Genomic DNA, 15875 nt, shown 5'->3' on the forward strand with positions numbered 1-15875 from the left:
GTCATGAAGCTCGCCATCCTCTCCCGTTCCCTGCGCGCCTACTCGACGCAGCGACTCAAGACCGCGGCGCTCGAGCGCGGCCACCAGGTGAAGGTCCTGGACACCCTGCGCTTCGGCATCGACCTCAGCTCGGACGAGCCCGATCTGATGTTCCGCGGCCGCCCCCTCTCCGGCTACGACGCGATCCTGCCGCGCATCGGCAACTCGGTGACCTACTTCGGCACCGCCGTGGTGCGCCAGTTCGAGCAGATGGACGTCTACACGCCCAACACGGCCGCCGGGATCATGAACTCGCGGGACAAGCTGCGGGCCACCCAGATCCTCTCCCGGCACGAGATCGACATGCCCGCCACCGTGTTCGTGCGCAACCGCGGCGAGGTCTCCACGGCGATCGACATGGTGGGCGGGGCGCCCGTGGTGATCAAGCTGCTCGAGGGCACCCAGGGCATCGGCGTGATCCTGGCGCCGACCAAGAAGGTGGCCGAGGCGATCATCGAGACGCTGCACGGCACCAACCAGCAGGTGCTCATCCAGCGGTTCGTGGAGGAGTCCAAGGGCAAGGACATCCGCGCGCTCGTGGTGGGGGACCGCGTGGTGGCCGCGATGCGCCGCAGGGCCCAGGGGGACGAGTTCCGCTCCAACGTGCACCGCGGCGGCACCGTGGAGCGCGTCGAGCTCTCGCCCGAGTACGCGGAGACCGCCGTGCGGGCGGCCCACATCATGGGCCTGCGGGTGGCGGGCGTGGACATGCTCGAGGGTGAGCACGGCCCGCTGGTCATGGAGGTGAACTCCTCCCCGGGGCTGCAGGGCATCGAGGCCGCCACGGACCTGGACGTGGCCGGCGCGATCATCGACTACGTGGCGGACCAGGCCGGCTTCCCGGACATCGACGTGCGCCAGCGCCTGGCCGTGTCCACCGGGTACGGGGTCGGTGAGATCACCGTGCACGCCGGCTCCGGGTGGGTGGGCCAGTCCATCGAGGACTCCGGGCTGCTCGCGAAGGACCTGCAGGTGCTCACCCTGCACCGCGGCACCTCCGTGTTCCCCAACCCCGCGGACACCAAGGTCCTCGAGGAGGGCGACCGGCTGCTCTGCTTCGGCAAGACCGAGAACATGCGGGCCCTCATCCCCGCCCGCGCCCGCCGCCCCAAGCGCGTGCGGAAGCTGCCGGCCACCCCGATCCTCGCCTCCGTCGCCGAGGAGGCCCCGGCGCCCGAGGCGTCCGCCGACGACGCCTGAGCGCGGGCGGGGGGCTCAGCGGGCCGGGGCGAACGCGCCGATGCCCGTGAGGTGCCGGCCGAGCGTGAGCTGGTGGACCTCGTCCGTGCCCTCGTAGGTGCGCACGGACTCGAGGTTGTTCGCGTGGCGCAGCGGCGAGTACTCCAGGGTGATGCCGTTGCCGCCGAGCATCTCGCGGGCGTCCCGGGCGATCCCGATGGCCACGCGGCAGTTGTCCAGCTTGCCGGCGGAGATCATGGCGGGGGTGAGCGGGCCGGCGTCCTTGGCGCGGCCGATCTGGTGCGCCAGCAGGTAGCCCTTGCCGATGGCCACGGCCATGTCCGCGAGCTTGGCCTGCGTCAGCTGGTGGGAGGCCAGCGGCACCCCGAACTGCTGCCGCTGCATCGCGTAGTCGAGGACGGCGTCGAAGGAGTCGCGGGCGGCGCCCATCGCGCCCCAGATGATCCCGTAGCGGGCCTCGTTGAGGCATTGGAAGGGGCCCTTGAGCCCGACGGCGGAGTCGGCCGGCAGCATCGCGGAGGCGGGCAGGCGCACGCCGTCGAGGTGGATCTCGCACTGCACCGAGGCCCGCATGGACAGCTTCTGGGTGATCGCCTCGGCGCTGAAGCCGGGGGTGTCCGTGGGGACCACGAAACCGCGCACCCCGCGCCCGTCGCCGGGCTCACCGGTCTGCGCCCAGATGATGGCGACGTCGGCCAGGGTGGCCAGGCCGATCCAGCGCTTGACCCCGTCGATCACCCAGTCGCCGCCGGTCTCCTGGCGGGCCGTCGTCGTCATGGAGGCCGGATCCGAGCCCGCCCCGGGCTCGGTGAGGCCGAAGCAGCCGACCGCCTCGCCGGCGGTCATGCGCGGCAGCCACTGCGCCTTCTGCTCCTCGGAGCCGTGCTTGTGGATCGCGCCCATCGCGAGCGAGCCCTGCACGGACACGAACGTGCGCAGGCCGGAGTCGCCGGCCTCGAGCTCCTGGGCGGCGAGGCCGTACTCCACCGCCGAGCGGCCGGGCATGCCGTGGCCCTCGTAGGGCATGCCGAGCACACCGAGGCGGCCCAGCTCAGGGACGATCTCGCGCGGGAACACCGCGTCGTCGTACCAGCGGGCGATGTGCGGGCGGATGTGCTCGTCCACGAAGCCGCGCACCTCCAGTGCGACGGCCTTCTCCTCGGCGGAGAACAGGGAGTCCAGGCCGACGACGTCGGCGCGGCCGAGGAACGAGTCGGCCTCGGCGTGGAACGGGGTGGTCATGGCGGGGGTCCTCTCTGCGGGGGTGGTCAGTGGGCGTCGAGCCAGGTGTTGACGGCCGCCGTGTCCGCGCCGAGCGCGGGCGGAGCGTGGCGCGGGTGCGCGATGGGCGGATTCCACTGCACCGGGTGGCGGAACTGCCGGCCGGCGGGGGCACCGGACCGGTCCTGGACCTCGACGGTTGGTTCGAGGCCGAGGGACTCGGCCAGCTCGACGCCCTCGGCGACGGTGGACACGAGGCCGACCGGGAGCCGCTCGGCCTGCAGCACGTCCCGCCAGTGGGCGGCCGTCTGGGCGGAGAGCGCGTCCTCCAGGGCGGTGCGCAGCTCTTCACGGTGCTCCACGCGGTCCGTGTTCGTGGTGAAGCGCGGGTCCTCGGCGAGCTCGGGGACGCCGAGGGCCGCGGCGAAGGTGCGGAACTGCGCGTCGTTGCCGATGGCGACGGCGAGCGGCGCGTCCCGGCACGCCAGCAGCTGGTAGGGGGCGATCGAGGGGTGGTCGTTGCCCATCCGCCGGGGGACGACGCCGGCGCCGAGCCATGCCTGGCCCTGGTTGGCGAGCGCCCCCTGCAGCGAGGAGAGCAGGTTCAGCCGCAGGTGGGCGCCCTCCCCGGTGCGCTCGCGGCGCAGCAGGGCGGCGAGCACGCCGGCGGTGAGGTCCTTGGCCGTGAGCACGTCCACCAGGGCAACGCCCGCCTTCATCGGGGCGTCCGGTTCGCCGGTGATGCTCATGAGCCCGCCCGCGGCCTGGACGATGAAGTCATAGCCGGGCAGGTCCCGGCCCTCGCGGTCGCCGAAGCCGGAGACGGCGGCGTAGACCACGGACGGGTTCTCCCGCGCGACGTCGTCGTAGCCCAGGCCGAGGCGCTCCATGGTGCCGGGCTTGAGGTTGTGGACCACGACGTCGGCCCGGGCGGCCAGGGCGGCGGCCCGCCTCTGGTCCTCGGGGTCCTTCAGGTCCCAGCCGACCGACTCCTTGTTGCGGTTCACGGACTCGAAGTAGGTGGCGCCCGTCGTCGAGCGGGGCGGGGTCCAGCCGCGGGTGTCGTCGCCGCGCTCGGGGTGCTCCACCTTGATGACGCGCGCCCCGAGGTCCGCCAGCGTCATGGTGGCGAGCGGGCCGGCGAGGACACGGGAGAAGTCCGCCACGAGGACGCCGTCGAGGGGGAGCGAGGAAGCGGCGGTGGGGGGCGGTGACATGGAGGGCTCCTGACGGTGGGAAATGTCACGGTGCTGCCCTCCATCCCACCACCGTGATTTCATTCGGTCCAATGCTTCTTGTTCGTCGTATTGATGAGCGCGAAGCAAAGATGCGGTCGGCGTGTGGTGCCGCCGTTCAGAAGGGAGGGCCCATGGAGGTCCATCATGCGCGGGCGTTCCTGGCCGTGGCCGAGGAACTCCACTTCGGCCGGGCAGCCCATCGGATGAACCTGACGCAGCCCGCGCTGAGTCGGCTCGTGAAAGGGCTGGAGCGCAGCCTCGGGGTGGCCCTGTTCGAAAGGACGACGCGGAAGGTGGCGCTGACGCCCGCAGGGGAGGCGCTTCTCGAGGTGGCCGAGGACCTCGTGCGTGACTCCGAGCGGGCCGAGGAGGTGGTGCGCGGCGCGGTGTCGGGAGAGACCGGGCGGGTGCGCCTGGGCTTCGCCAGTGCGTCCGCGATCCGGCCGGTGGCGCGGCTCGCCCGTGAGGTGCAGTCGCGGGCGCCGGGGCTGCGGCTCGAGTTGGAGAGCGCGCACTTCTCACCGCAGGGGCTCGAACGGGTGCTCGAGGGGGAGCTCGATCTGTGCCTCGGCCGGTGGGACTACCTGCCGCCCGCCGTCGACGCGCTGGTGCTCGCCCAGGAACGTCTCGTGGTCGCGTTGCCCCCGGGGCATCGGCTGTGGGGCGCCGCGACGGTGGCGCTCGCGGACCTTGCCGAGGACCGCTGGATCACCATCCCCGGCGGGCCCGCCTCTGCGCTGGGCGCCCGGCTGCCGGCCCTCGCTCGGGCTGCCGGCTTCGTGCCGCGCGTCGCGCAGCAGGCCCCGGACTCGTGGTCGCAGGTGGTGCTCGTCGACGCCGGCGTCGGGCTGGCCCTGACCGTGGACTCGGTGCGGGAGAACATCCGTGGCGAGGCCGTGGGCTGGGCAGTACTGGAGGACGCCGGACCGCCATTGGACGTGCAGCTGATCTGGCGGGGCGACCGCGGGGAACCCGCCGTCGCGCGCGTGGTGGACATCGCAGCGGCCCTGTTCGGTGGTGACGGACCAGCCGATGACGGCGGCCGTCAGGGCGCTGAGAGGCTGAGCTGACCAGCGACGCGGGCCGCGCGCAGACGCTGTCAACCTCGCCGTCCCCAGATGCGGGGCGGTTGTCCACAGGAGTTGTCCACAGATGTGGAGGGTGTGGACGACGGTGTGGACAGCGTTGTGCCAGACGCTGTGACGGAGGCGCGAAAGGGCCGTCTGTCAAGTCGGGAACCGGGTGCCGGTGGGCGGGAGGGAAACTTTCCCCACAGGCTGTGCGATCGCATCGTCGCAGGTCAGAGCGCGGTCGAGGCGGGAATGGGGGAGTTGTCCCCAGCGTGGTCCCCAGGGGATCCACACGACACGCCGCTGAATCCACATGTTGTCCACACGTGCTGTGGGAAACGCGGTTGCTCCGCCTCCCCGCCGCGCGTAGTGTCCCGTGGTATCCCCAACGCGAGGGCGGGTATTGGCCGCAGGTGACCACTGACAGGCGCGCATCCGCTCAGAGCGTCGCCCGGGGTCCGTCGCGCGTCCGCCAGCAAGGGGAAGTGCGGCGGCACGGGCGGGGAGTGCAAGAGGAATCGGGGCCGGGAAGACCGGCCGAGGGCCGTCGTCGTGCGGGCTGTGGGAAGGGAGTCTCCGGAAGTTGACTGAAGACTACGGAGACTCGGGCTCCTACGACGGCGGCCGTTCCTCGGAGCGATTCCTCCCGCCCCAGGACCTGGAGGCGGAGCGCTCGGTGCTGGGCGGCATGATGCTCTCCAAGGACGCGATCGCGGACGTCGTCGAGCTGCTGCGCGGCCACGACTTCTACCGCCCCAGCCACGAGATGATCTACGAGGCGATCATCGACCTCTACGGCCGCGGCGAGCCCGCGGACGCCGTCACCGTGGCGGACCTGCTGAACAAGCGCCAGGAGCTCTCCCGCGTGGGCGGGCCCGCCGTGCTGCACGAGCTCATCCAGACCGTGCCCACCGCCGCCAACGCCAGCTTCTACGCGGAGATCGTGGCGGAGAAGGCCGTTCTGCGCCGCCTCGTCACCGCCGGCACCAAGATCACCCAGCTCGGGTATCAGGGCGACGGCGAGGTCGAGGAGATCGTCAACGAGGCCCAGTCCGAGATCTACAAGGTGGCGGAGAACCGCCAGTCCGAGGACTACGTGCGCCTCTCCGAGATCATGGAGCACGCGGTCGACGAGATCGAGGCCGCCGGCAACCAGGGGGAGGGCCTCACCGGCGTCCCCACCGACTTCTACGACTTCGACGAGCTGACCCAGGGCCTGCACGGCGGCCAGATGATCGTGATCGCCGCGCGCCCCGCCGTCGGCAAGTCCACCCTGGCCATCGACTTCGCCCGGGCCGCCGCCATCCACCACAACATGGCCACCGTGTTCTTCAGCCTCGAGATGGGCAAGAACGAGATCGCCATGCGCCTGCTGTCCGCCGAGGCGACGATCGCGCTGCAGGACCTGCGCAAGGGCACCATCCGGGACGACCAGTGGTCCAAGATCGCCGCGACCGTGGGGCGGCTGAACGAGGCGCCGTTCTTCATCGACGACTCGCCCAACATGACCATGATGGAGATCCGCGCGAAGTGCCGCCGGCTCAAGCAGAAGAACAACCTCAAGATGGTCGTGCTCGACTACCTGCAGCTCATGAGCTCGGGCAAGAAGGTCGAGTCTCGTCAGCAGGAGGTCGCCGAGTTCTCCCGTGCTCTGAAGCTCCTCGCGAAGGAGCTCGACGTGCCGGTGATCGCGCTGAGCCAGTTGAACCGTGGGTCCGAGCAGCGCACGGACAAGCGACCGCAGGTGAGCGACCTGCGCGAGTCCGGCTCGATCGAGCAGGACGCGGACATGGTGATCCTGCTGCACCGCGAGGACGTGTACGACAAGGAGTCCCCGCGTGCCGGTGAGGCCGACCTGATCGTGGCGAAGCACCGCAACGGCCCCACGAAGACCATTGTGGTGGGGTTCCAGGGGCACTACTCGCGGTTCTCGAACCTGGCCAGTGATGCGGGTGGGGCCGGGGGGTTCTGAGTCACGGGCGGGGTGACTTATTGTGAATTACCAGGGGCGCACGCCGGTCATGTTAGTGACGCGTTCAGCGACGATTTTATCAACCCCCGAGCAGAACCCCTCAACATAACGTCTAAATCGATTTACGTCCGACTTTGTGGCCTTGGCATTCTGCTCGCCGTGCGCAATCGTATTCCTGGCGTTCTGGAGTTCGTTGATATCTTTTCGGGCGGCCTTATTTCCGGCATTATTCCAGCTGATTTGTTGGGAGATTCGGTCAATTCCCAACAAGAGAAGAAGCTTATCAATCTTGTCGGGCCTGGGGGTTGTAAAATCTCGAGCCAGCGTAGTGGAGTCAAATCCCGGGTTGATGGACTTGAGGGCCTCCTCTAACACCCCCTCAAGGTATGCTTCAAAGTGGGAGTTAAGTAGCATGATTGCCCCCCGACGTGCAACCTCAATACCCTGGGTGGGGCCCCGCTTCCCCCCGTCTTTAATCTCGTAAGTGCATCGAGATCGTCGAGGTCTGCAAGTTCGGCCTGAAGGCGGCTTAGTGCGACAGAGCTTGCCATGCGGGAAGGCTAGCTCGCGGATGGCCGTCTGGCTATGTCGGACCTAGAGCCTGTCCTGTAAGTTCTCGGCGTGGCACCGGTGGCCGTCCTCCGGAGGTGGGTTGACTGTGCTGATGGTTGGTCGTGGAGAGCTGACGGACAAGGCCTGGGCGCGGATCGCGCCGCTGCTGCCGCCGGATGGTGGGGGCCGGCGATGGCGTGATCACCGGCAGGTGATCAACGCGATCCTGTTCAAGCTGCGCACCGGCGTCCCGTGGCGGGATGTGCCCGAACGCTACGGGCCGTGGAAGACCGCGCACGAGCGGCTGCGACGCTGGACGGTGGACGGGACCTGGCAGAAGATCCTGGACGAGGCAGTCGTCAAGGACGACGCGGTCGGCGAGGTCGAATGGGTCCTCTCGGTCGACTCGACCGTGGTGAGGGCTCATCAGCACGCCGCCGGGGCCCGTAAAAAGGGGGCTGCTCTGACCCGGTCGAGGCCATCGCTGTGGACGGAGAACACCTGGGCCGGTCCCGGGGCGGACTGAGCAGCAAGATCCACCTGGCCGTCGACGGACGAGGCCTGCCGATTAGCGTGCTCTGCACCCCGGCCAGGCCGGAGACAACCCCCACTTGGTGCCGCTGCTGGACCAGCTCCGGGTGCGCCGTGCCGGGCCGGGCCGGCCCCGCACCCGGCCGGAGGCGGTGATCGCGGACAAGGCCTACTCCCACCCCTCGACCCGGCAGGCGATGCGGGCCCGCGGGGTGCGGTTCACCAGCCCGGAGAGATCCGGCCAGATCGCCCGACGCCAGGCCAAGGGCTCGGCTGGCGGACGGCCGCCGGCCTTCGACTAGGACGAGTACAAGCGGCGCAACGTCGTGGATCGGGCCTTCGCCCGGCTCAAGCAGTTCCGCGACCTAGCCACCCGGTACGCCAAGCGCGCCGCCTACTACGCCGCCGAACTCACCATCGCAGCCATCGTCCTCTGGCTCCGATGAACTTGCAGGACAGGCTCTAGGCCTCAGTACGCCTTGGCCTCCATCCAGGCGAGGACATCGAAGACCCGGAGCACCGAGACCTCGGTGGGCAGTGACGCCGCCGAATGGTGGGACGCGAGTCGCTTCCAGAGGGTCCTGTCTTGAGCCGAGAACTCCGCATGGAGCAGCTGACGCCCCACGTGGGTGTCCTGCCGCGTCTCACAAAAGACGGTCCGGCGCAGGTCGGAGTCGATGATCGGGAAGAGACGCGGCCGCTTGCGGGCAACCAGCTTGGAGGCGATTGTCGGGCCGATCTTCGGCAGGGCTTTCAGCGCCTCATAGAGTTCGTACACCGGTGCCATGTCCTTGCCGGACGGCTCCGGGTCGACGTCGATGAAGTCCCGGTCCGGGCCGACGGCCTCCAGTAGCCCAGCGAAGTGCACCCTCTGGGTGATGAGCAGATGCACGACGGCACGACCTGGCACTGGCGTGTTCAGCAGGGCGGCGGAGGCGACGTCGTCGGAGGTGAACATGTTCGCGGACCCTTCGCGCGTCCCGCTCGGGTCGAACCCGTCCCATTGGCTGCCGATGAACTTGCCGGACGTGAAGTAGTGGCCGAGGAGGTCGACGGCACGCTCAGTCTGATCGGAGACGACGGTGCGGGGCAGGTGTAGCTGGGGTGCGGTCATGGCCTCCTCTTCCCATAGAAGGCGTCACGATGATTGTGGCTGAGGGCGCATCGCAGCGGAAGGATGATCAGGAGTCCTCGGCAGAATGGGGTCCCATGGAGTCCACCCAGCCCGTCCCCGAGCCCTTCGTCCTCTCCCTCGGGGCCGTCCTCGCCGCCGCCGGTCTCGACCCGCACGACGTCCTGGCCATCCGTCACACCTATAAGGAGTCGGGGCTGCCATCGCGGGCGGCGGCTACGCCGGAGCGCGTGCTCGCCTACACGCGGGAGCAGCACCACGTGGGGAAGTTCCCGAAGGAGCCAGCCCGCCACTGGCTGATCTTCATGGGGGAGGGCGGGCGTCGTTCTCGCCTCACCGCCGTGTACGAGAACCGTGGGGAGGCCGTGGCTGAGCGCACGGAGCGGCACCGGTACTACGACGTTGCGCCGGTGCCGCTGCTGGCCTCCCTCGAGGAGCGCCTGGTGGTGGAGTGGTCCGCAGACCCCGTGAACTGGGCCAAGCGCGGCCCCCTGGCGGCGCGGTTCCCCGTCCTCGAGATCGCCGACCCCACCACCGAGGCGTTCCCCGGCTTCGACCACGTGCTGCTCAGCTACGGGGACCTGCAGTCAATGGTGACCGAGACCCGCTACGCAGGCTGGCGCACCGCCCTGGAGGCCGTACGCGGGATCTACCTGATCGCCGACGAGTCCGGGGGCCAGTGCTACGTCGGCAAGGCCGACGGCGAGCGTGGTGTGCTCGGACGGTGGGAGGCCTACGCCCGTGACGGGCATGGCGGGAACGTCGCCCTCCGGGATGCCCTGGAGCTCGACCCCAACCAGCCGGAGCGGTACACGTTCAGCCTGTTGCGCGTGTTCGGCTCCAATACCCCGCAGGCCCAGATCGACGCCGCCGAGAAGCACTACAAGGACGCTCTGATGACGCGCCGGTTCGGGCTGAACCGGAACTGAACGGACTTCGTTGTCCTGGGGGAGAGGGCGAAGGTCAGACGGGGGATGGAATGCCCACCCACGAGCACACGGGGCATCTGCAAGCCGCCCGAGCGGCCATGCTCTCGAAGGCGCGCCATGGGGCCTGAGATGTGAGGATGTGGGCATGGGAGACACTCGGGGGAGAACTCAACAGGACGTCGTGCGCTTCTGGCAGCTGCAGGAGCTCTTCGATCCCCAGCCGCTGCCTAAGCCGACTCCACGGACGACGCCTCCCCTTGGCCGGCGGGTGACGGCCTGGCGGCCTGAGGACGGCGACGCCGCGCTGCCCTGGAAGCGGCTCACCCCGCCGCCCCCCACGAAGAGGGGTGTGGCCCGTGAATGGCGCCACACGCTCTATCTCGGGGTCTACGCACTGGAGGACGCATACGAGACCCTGCACGCGATGTTCCCCGCTGACGACGACGCCTACGACGAACGGCCCGGGCGGAAGAGCGCGGCTGCAGGAGCGCTCGTCGATCAGGACGGGCGCTTGATCGGGGGCTCAAGCATCCTCTCCTCCGCGCTGTGGGGGATCGGTCAGATCCGCCAGGCGAGGGCACTCGCCAGCATGCAGATCAAGGGCTTCGAGGCGGCCGGGGAGGCCTTCACGGCCGACGTGGACAGGGCGGCGGGCGTGCCGGACGATGACGCCTTCGGGGTGCAGCCCGTGCTGGACTCGGCGCTGCTCATGGCGCTCCTGCAGCTGGCCCATCGCGTGGCCGGCGTGCAGGACGTCCAGGCGCTCGCGAAACACGAGGTCCTCATATCCAGTCAGGTCGTGGCCGCGACGGCAGGCGAGACGACTCCTGAGATCGACTTCCTCAACAGCTTCTTCATCTCCGACCTCCGCCGCGTGGGCGACGCGATCGCGCAGGGTGACGTAGGGCCTGCCCTTGACGCCTACCTCACTCCAGACGGGGACATCGACGTCCAGCAGCGCATTGATGTCGTCGCGCGGCCCGAGGTCGTCGAGGCGGGCGTGGAGCCCGTCCGCGTCCCACCCGGACGATGGCCCGCGAATCCTCGTCACGCGCTCGCCCGCAGCCAGCAGTTTGCGGTCAACCATGCGCTGAACGAGTTGGCAGGCGGTCCAGGTCTGATGGGTGTGAACGGCCCACCCGGAACCGGCAAGACGACGATGCTCAGGGACATCCTGGCGTCCAACGTCGTCGAACGAGCACGCCGATTGTCGGCGTTTGAGAACCCACTCGACGCCTTCACCGAACGCACCCATGAGTGGACCGGCGAGGGCAGGATGCGACGACGGGTGCGCGAGCTCCGGCCTGAGGTGGTCGGCTTCGAGATGGTGGTGGCCTCGGCGAACAACGCGGCCGTGGAGAACATCTCCGAGGAGATTCCACATCGAAGCGCCATCACGGACAGCCGACACGTGGATGCGGACTACTTCGCCGAACTGGCCACCGCCGCCTTGGGTGGGAGCCGCGGGGAAGAGGACGCCCTGGGCGACGAAGGGGCGACGTCGGAGCCGCCGGGCACCTCGCGCCTGGAGGGCTGGGGACTGGTCGCCGCACGACTCGGCAACAAGGGCAATCGTGCGCGTTTCCGCGATGCCGTGTTCTTCGACGGGTCCGCCGGCCCTCAGGGCGAGCAGGTTCGGGGCCTTGACACCATGCTGCGCGAGTGGGCCGCCTCCCCGGAGCCGCAGGCCCAGTGGAGTGCCGCCCGTATGGCGTTCCAACACGCATTGGACAGGGTGGACCACGGTCTCGCGTCGCGACACGCGGCTTCACGCAGGGCCACGAGACGGGAAGTGGAACAGTGCAAGATCCGTGAGGGCGAACAGCGCCTCGCCCTCCTGCGCCAGGATCAGGAGGACTGTCATGCCGACGCCGAGAGACGGCGTCGTGAGGCAGCCGAGGCAGAGGCGGACACCCGGAAAGCGCGAGACGCGCTCGACCTCCACCGGGACGCCAAGCCGGGGATCTGGCAGAACGTCGCCACCTTCGGCGCCGCGGGCCACGAGTGGCGTGAGACCTATCAGCCCTTGCTGGAGGGGTGGAGAGCAGCAGGCGCCGCTGGCTCGGCGCTGGCTGACGACGTGCGGGCGGCGGAACATCGCCTCGGCGAACTGGATAAGGAGGTGGCCAGGGCCGAAGATACGCTCGCCCAGACGCGCGCTGATCTCTCCCACCTAGAGGCCGCTGTCCAGGATGACAAGGAGCGATTCTGCGCTCGGCATCCCGACGAGATCACCGGACCGGAGAAGCGGGAGACGACCACGCCATGGCTGGATAAGGAGATCGAGGAGGCCAGGGCCGATCTCTTCTTGTCCGCGCTCGACCTGCATCGATTGTTCATCGCTGGCGCGGCCAGTGAGCTCCGCCCCGCCTTTCAGGCGGCCATGGAAGTCATGGCCGGTGGAGCACCGCGGGATCTCGAACCGGAGAAGCGTCGGGCGGCATGGCAGGTGTTCTTCCTGCTGGTACCGCTGGTCTCGACCACGTTCGCGTCCTTCGAGCGGATGTTCACCGGCATGGGACGGGAGTCGATTGGCTGGCTGTTCATCGACGAGGCGGGCCAGGCCCCACCCCAGTGCGCGGCGGGTGCGATCTGGCGGGCAAGCCGCGCCGTCGTGGTGGGCGATCCGCTTCAGCTCGAACCCGTCGTGACCATCCCGGTGACCGTCTCGCTGAGCCTGGCGAAGGCACACGGCGTCTCGGGGACGTGGATCGCGCCGCAGTCCTCCGTGCAGCGACTCGCCGATCGTGTCTCCCCGTACGGCACCACCCTTCCGCAAGGCGAAGAGGACGTCTGGGTGAGCTCGCCGCTTCGGGTGCACCGGCGATGCGACGCCCCCATGTTCACCTTGAGCAACGACCTCGCCTACGGCGGACTCATGGTCTCCGGGGTGACACGCGGTGGCCCGGACAAGGACATGTACCAGAGGATAGGGGACGCGGCAGTCTTCGCGAGTGCGTGGATGGACACTCCGGCGCGGGTTCCAGGCACCCACCTCCAGCCCAACCAGATAGAGCGTGTCAGGAGAGGCATCGAGGTGTGTGCCGCCAAGGGGATCCCCTATGGCGAGATCATTGCGATCTCCCCGTTCCGTGAGGTCGCTGATGCACTTCGCGGGCTTGGTGATGACTACCCCGGCCTGACCGCGGGCACCATCCACACGGCCCAGGGCCGGGAGGCCGACGTGGTGTTCTTCGTCCTGGGTGGGGCCCCCGACAAGCCCGGCGCGCGCAGTTGGGCCTCGAGTCGCGTCAATCTGGTCAACGTGGCCGTGAGCAGGGCGAAACGACGTCTCTACGTGATCGGTGACCGGGGGGCGTGGTCTCAGCACAATTTCTTCCGACAGATGGCCGAAGCGCTGCCGACAGCACCGGAGCGGCGTGCCGCATATGAGGCGGAGGGGTGAATCGCATGTCAGGTCTGGGCCGTAGGTCCGCGGGCCCCGTCACCAGGGAGGACGGCACCCGCCTGCATGTCTTCGATTCCGGCGGCACCGGGCCCGCGCTCCTCCTCCTGCATGGCCTGGCCGGGTACGCGGGGGAGTGGGCGCAGGTCGCCGAGCGCCTGGCCGGGACCTGCCGGGTCGTCGCATTCGACCAGCGCGGCCACGGCGCCAGCACCCGGCGCCCTGCGGACCTGAGCCGCGAGACCCACGTGGGCGACGTCGTCGCCGTGGCCGACGCGCTGGGGCTGGAGACGTTCACCCTGGTGGGCCAGTCCATGGGCGCGCACACCGCCCTGCTCACCGCGGCCGCCCATCCGGCGCGTGTGGCGCGGCTCGTGCTGATCGAGGGCGGCGTCGGCGGGGAGGGGCCCGAGGCCACTGCCGGTGTCATCGACTGGTTCCGTGCTTGGCCCGTCCCCTTCGCCACCGCGGACGACGCCGTCGCCCACCTCGGCGGCGGACCTGCCGCCCGGGTGTGGGCCGAGGGGCTCGAGGAAACGGACGCGGGCTGGGTGTCGCGCTTCGACGTCGACGTGCTGGAGGCCGCCCTGCGGCTCCTCCACGAGCGGGCCCGGTGGGAGGAATGGGTACGGATCGCCGCGCCCACGCTGCTGATCACCGGGGAGGACGGGTACGTGCCCGCGGGGGAGCTGGACGAGATGCGGCGGCGGCGCCCGGAGGTGCGGCACGTGCAGGTGCCCGGCGCGGGGCACGACGTGCACCTGGACGCGCCGGAGCGGGTGGCCGAGCTCGTGCGGGGGTTCGCGGCCTGATCGATCTGCGGCAGGATCACCCCATGGGCCACAAGCAGATCCTGCACGACGGGCTGCGCCGCCAGCGTGCGGCCCTCCTGCAGAAGCTCGAGGGCCTCAGCGAGCGCGACGCCCGCCTGCCGCGCACTCCCACCGGCACCAACCTGCTGGGACTGGTCAAGCACGCCGCCGTCATCGAGCTGGAGTACTTCGGCGAGACGTTCGGCCGCCCCGCCGAGGTGCAGCTGCCCTGGGCGGCGGCGGGGCAGCCGGAGGAGGACAACCTGGACATGTTCGCCGCCGAGGGTGAGTCCCTCGAGGAGGTCCTCGAGTTCGCCCGCCGCTGCTTCGCCCACGCGGACGCGACCATCACGGCCCTCGGCGCCGACGCCCCCGGGCGGGTGGCGTGGTGGCCCGACGACAAGGCGGAGGTCACGCTCGCGCAGATCATCGCGCACGTTGCCCTGGACGAGGCCCGGCACGCCGGCCACGCGGACATCCTGCGGGAGCAGATCGACGGGCAGGCCGGTCTGCGCTCCCCGGGGAACAACCTGCCCCCGTGGGACGCCGACCGCTGGGCCGCCCACGTGGACCGCCTGGCCGCCATCGCGGAGGGGAGCGGCGGGCCGGGCCGGAACTGAAGGCACATGCCTCCCATGCCGGTTCTTGGCCTACGGTGTGGCCATGACGAGTACTCCCGCTGCCGCCGTACCCCCTGCCCTCCAGCGCTCATTCGACGCGTGGGCTGCCGCAGGCAGGCCCGCCGACGAGCCCACGCGCTGGTCCTTCGACCACTGGAGGGCCCACGTGCCCGACCTGCCCGCCTGCCTCGAGCGCGAGCCGCTGACCCGCGCCGTCGTCACCGGCTACGCCGCGAAGGTGACCGCTGAGGACCGCGCCGTGCAGCGGGACGCCTTCATCGCCGCGATGGTGTGGGGGTACGGACGGGTCGGTTACGGCCCCTCCCGGGTGGAGCGCATCATGACGCAGCCCGGGTTCGAGGATCAGCTCGCCGACGTCACCCGCATCACCCTCGAGCAGGGCGGGTCCGCGGCCTTCGAGCACATCCGGCAGCAGCGCAAGAGCGGGGCCGGCTGCCTCAAGCACCTCGGCGCGGCCTTCGGCACCAAGTACCTCTACTTCCTCACCAAGGCCCACCGGGAGTCCGACATCGCCCCCATCCTCGACTCCGTGGTGCGCGCCTGGTTCGCCGAGCATGTGAAGGACGTCGACGTCCGGATCGGCGGCGGCTGGACCTATCCCCGCAAGTACGCCACGTATGTGGAGACCATGCAGGCGTGGGGTGAGGAACTCAAGATCCCGGCCGACGACGTCGAGCGGCTCATCTTCCTCCAGCAGCAGGACGCCACCCAGGAGCCCTGGCGGGAGAGCTGGAGTTTCGCCCCCGCGGACCCGGAGGCCGGCGAGCTGCTCGAGGCCCTCCGCCTCGCGCTGGCCGACCTGGGCGCCGGGGACGACGCCGAACCCCACCTGCAGGCTCTGGAGGATGTCATCGCCGATGCGGAGGACCGGGCGCCCGACGAGGCGTGAAACCTCGCCCTCCGGAGTGTCGGCCGGCAGAGGTGGGCGTGTCGCATGCTCGACGCGGCACTGGCTGACGCGTGGCCTGGCCATGGGCTGTCGGCGGCGGTTCTCATCGACGGTTGGGCCTGTTCCCGGGGCACGGCGGGCTCCGGCTCCTCACTGGAGGTGCGGCTCAGTGGCGGAGGCACTGGCCGAGTGTCTGAGGCAGCTCCTCTCTCCGTTTGCGGGGGAATCCCGCACCTGACCCGT

12 protein-coding genes and 1 pseudogene are annotated in these 15875 nt (G+C 69.9%); 9 read left to right on the forward strand and 4 right to left on the reverse strand.

Annotated elements, in window-relative coordinates; all coding sequences use genetic code 11:
• Nucleotides 1-3 precede the first annotated feature (3 nt).
• Complete coding sequence (gene rimK, locus NWP10_RS00845; RefSeq protein WP_258299539.1) at nucleotides 4-1239, forward strand: 30S ribosomal protein S6--L-glutamate ligase; 1236 nt, start codon at nucleotides 4-6, stop codon at nucleotides 1237-1239.
• 15 nt (nucleotides 1240-1254) lie between these two features.
• Here rimK and NWP10_RS00850 read toward each other — a convergent pair whose 3' ends face one another.
• Together NWP10_RS00850 and NWP10_RS00855 are read right to left on the reverse strand one after the other, a co-directional pair.
• Entirely contained in the window at nucleotides 1255-2481 is a 1227-nt protein-coding gene (locus NWP10_RS00850) for an acyl-CoA dehydrogenase family protein (RefSeq protein WP_258299541.1), read from the reverse strand.
• A gap of 26 nt (nucleotides 2482-2507) precedes the next feature.
• A complete protein-coding gene (locus NWP10_RS00855) occupies nucleotides 2508-3677 on the reverse strand; it encodes a CaiB/BaiF CoA-transferase family protein (RefSeq protein ID WP_258299542.1) in 1170 nt (389 codons plus the stop codon).
• 152 nt (nucleotides 3678-3829) lie between these two features.
• Here NWP10_RS00855 and NWP10_RS00860 point away from each other — a divergent pair, with 152 nt between their 5' ends.
• Entirely contained in the window at nucleotides 3830-4768 is a 939-nt protein-coding gene (locus NWP10_RS00860) for a LysR family transcriptional regulator (protein ID WP_258299543.1), read from the forward strand.
• 583 nt (nucleotides 4769-5351) lie between these two features.
• Nucleotides 5352-6740: a replicative DNA helicase gene (dnaB, locus tag NWP10_RS00865; protein ID WP_248193716.1), complete on the forward strand. Its 1389-nt coding sequence runs from the start codon at nucleotides 5352-5354 to the stop codon at nucleotides 6738-6740.
• Nucleotides 6741-6767: 27 nt separating this feature from the next.
• Here the strand turns inward: dnaB and NWP10_RS12470 are convergent, their stop codons facing one another.
• The gene (locus tag NWP10_RS12470) at nucleotides 6768-7313 is read right to left on the reverse strand and encodes a HEPN domain-containing protein (RefSeq protein ID WP_375162456.1); all 546 of its coding nucleotides are present in this window, start codon (nucleotides 7311-7313) and stop codon (nucleotides 6768-6770) included.
• 91 nt (nucleotides 7314-7404) lie between these two features.
• On the opposite strand from NWP10_RS12470, the pseudogene NWP10_RS00875 reads away from it, so the two are divergent.
• Nucleotides 7405-8269, forward strand: a pseudogene (locus NWP10_RS00875) (IS5 family transposase).
• Between the two features lie 23 nt (nucleotides 8270-8292).
• On the opposite strand, the gene NWP10_RS00880 reads toward NWP10_RS00875, so the two are convergent.
• Nucleotides 8293-8937 carry a DUF6308 family protein gene (locus tag NWP10_RS00880; protein ID WP_258299545.1) on the reverse strand — a complete coding sequence of 215 codons (645 nt, stop codon included), beginning with the start codon at nucleotides 8935-8937 and terminating at the stop codon, nucleotides 8293-8295.
• 95 nt (nucleotides 8938-9032) lie between these two features.
• Here NWP10_RS00880 and NWP10_RS00885 point away from each other — a divergent pair, with 95 nt between their 5' ends.
• From NWP10_RS00885 to NWP10_RS00905, 5 genes are all read left to right on the forward strand, one after another.
• The gene (locus tag NWP10_RS00885; RefSeq protein WP_258299546.1) at nucleotides 9033-9884 is read left to right on the forward strand and encodes a GIY-YIG nuclease family protein; all 852 of its coding nucleotides are present in this window, start codon (nucleotides 9033-9035) and stop codon (nucleotides 9882-9884) included.
• Between the two features lie 181 nt (nucleotides 9885-10065).
• On the forward strand, nucleotides 10066-13290 hold the full coding sequence (locus NWP10_RS00890) for a DEAD/DEAH box helicase (protein WP_258299547.1): 3225 nt from the start codon (nucleotides 10066-10068) through the stop codon (nucleotides 13288-13290).
• A gap of 5 nt (nucleotides 13291-13295) precedes the next feature.
• The gene (locus tag NWP10_RS00895) at nucleotides 13296-14102 is read left to right on the forward strand and encodes an alpha/beta fold hydrolase (protein ID WP_258299548.1); all 807 of its coding nucleotides are present in this window, start codon (nucleotides 13296-13298) and stop codon (nucleotides 14100-14102) included.
• Between the two features lie 23 nt (nucleotides 14103-14125).
• Nucleotides 14126-14722, forward strand: a complete 597-nt coding sequence (locus NWP10_RS00900) for a DinB family protein (protein ID WP_258299549.1) — start codon at nucleotides 14126-14128, stop codon at nucleotides 14720-14722.
• 43 nt (nucleotides 14723-14765) lie between these two features.
• Nucleotides 14766-15632 (forward strand): hypothetical protein, encoded by an 867-nt coding sequence (locus tag NWP10_RS00905; protein ID WP_375162455.1) that lies wholly within the window; start codon nucleotides 14766-14768, stop codon nucleotides 15630-15632.
• The last annotated feature ends 243 nt before the right edge of the window (nucleotides 15633-15875 follow it).

Source organism: Micrococcus sp. HG099, assembly GCF_024723355.1.
In the GTDB taxonomy this organism is placed as follows: Bacteria; Actinomycetota; Actinomycetes; order Actinomycetales; family Micrococcaceae; genus Micrococcus; species Micrococcus endophyticus.

Coding starts and splice junctions, on each gene's coding strand:
- NWP10_RS00900 (WP_258299549.1), top strand. CDS start 14,126: ATGGGCCACAAGCAGATCCTGCACGACGGGCTGCGCCGCCAGCGTGCG.
- NWP10_RS00880 (WP_258299545.1), bottom strand. CDS start 8,937: ATGACCGCACCCCAGCTACACCTGCCCCGCACCGTCGTCTCCGATCAG.
- NWP10_RS00850 (WP_258299541.1), bottom strand. CDS start 2,481: ATGACCACCCCGTTCCACGCCGAGGCCGACTCGTTCCTCGGCCGCGCC.
- NWP10_RS00905 (WP_375162455.1), top strand. CDS start 14,766: ATGACGAGTACTCCCGCTGCCGCCGTACCCCCTGCCCTCCAGCGCTCA.
- NWP10_RS00885 (WP_258299546.1), top strand. CDS start 9,033: ATGGAGTCCACCCAGCCCGTCCCCGAGCCCTTCGTCCTCTCCCTCGGG.
- NWP10_RS00895 (WP_258299548.1), top strand. CDS start 13,296: ATGTCAGGTCTGGGCCGTAGGTCCGCGGGCCCCGTCACCAGGGAGGAC.
- rimK (WP_258299539.1), top strand. CDS start 4: ATGAAGCTCGCCATCCTCTCCCGTTCCCTGCGCGCCTACTCGACGCAG.
- NWP10_RS00855 (WP_258299542.1), bottom strand. CDS start 3,677: ATGTCACCGCCCCCCACCGCCGCTTCCTCGCTCCCCCTCGACGGCGTC.
- NWP10_RS00860 (WP_258299543.1), top strand. CDS start 3,830: ATGGAGGTCCATCATGCGCGGGCGTTCCTGGCCGTGGCCGAGGAACTC.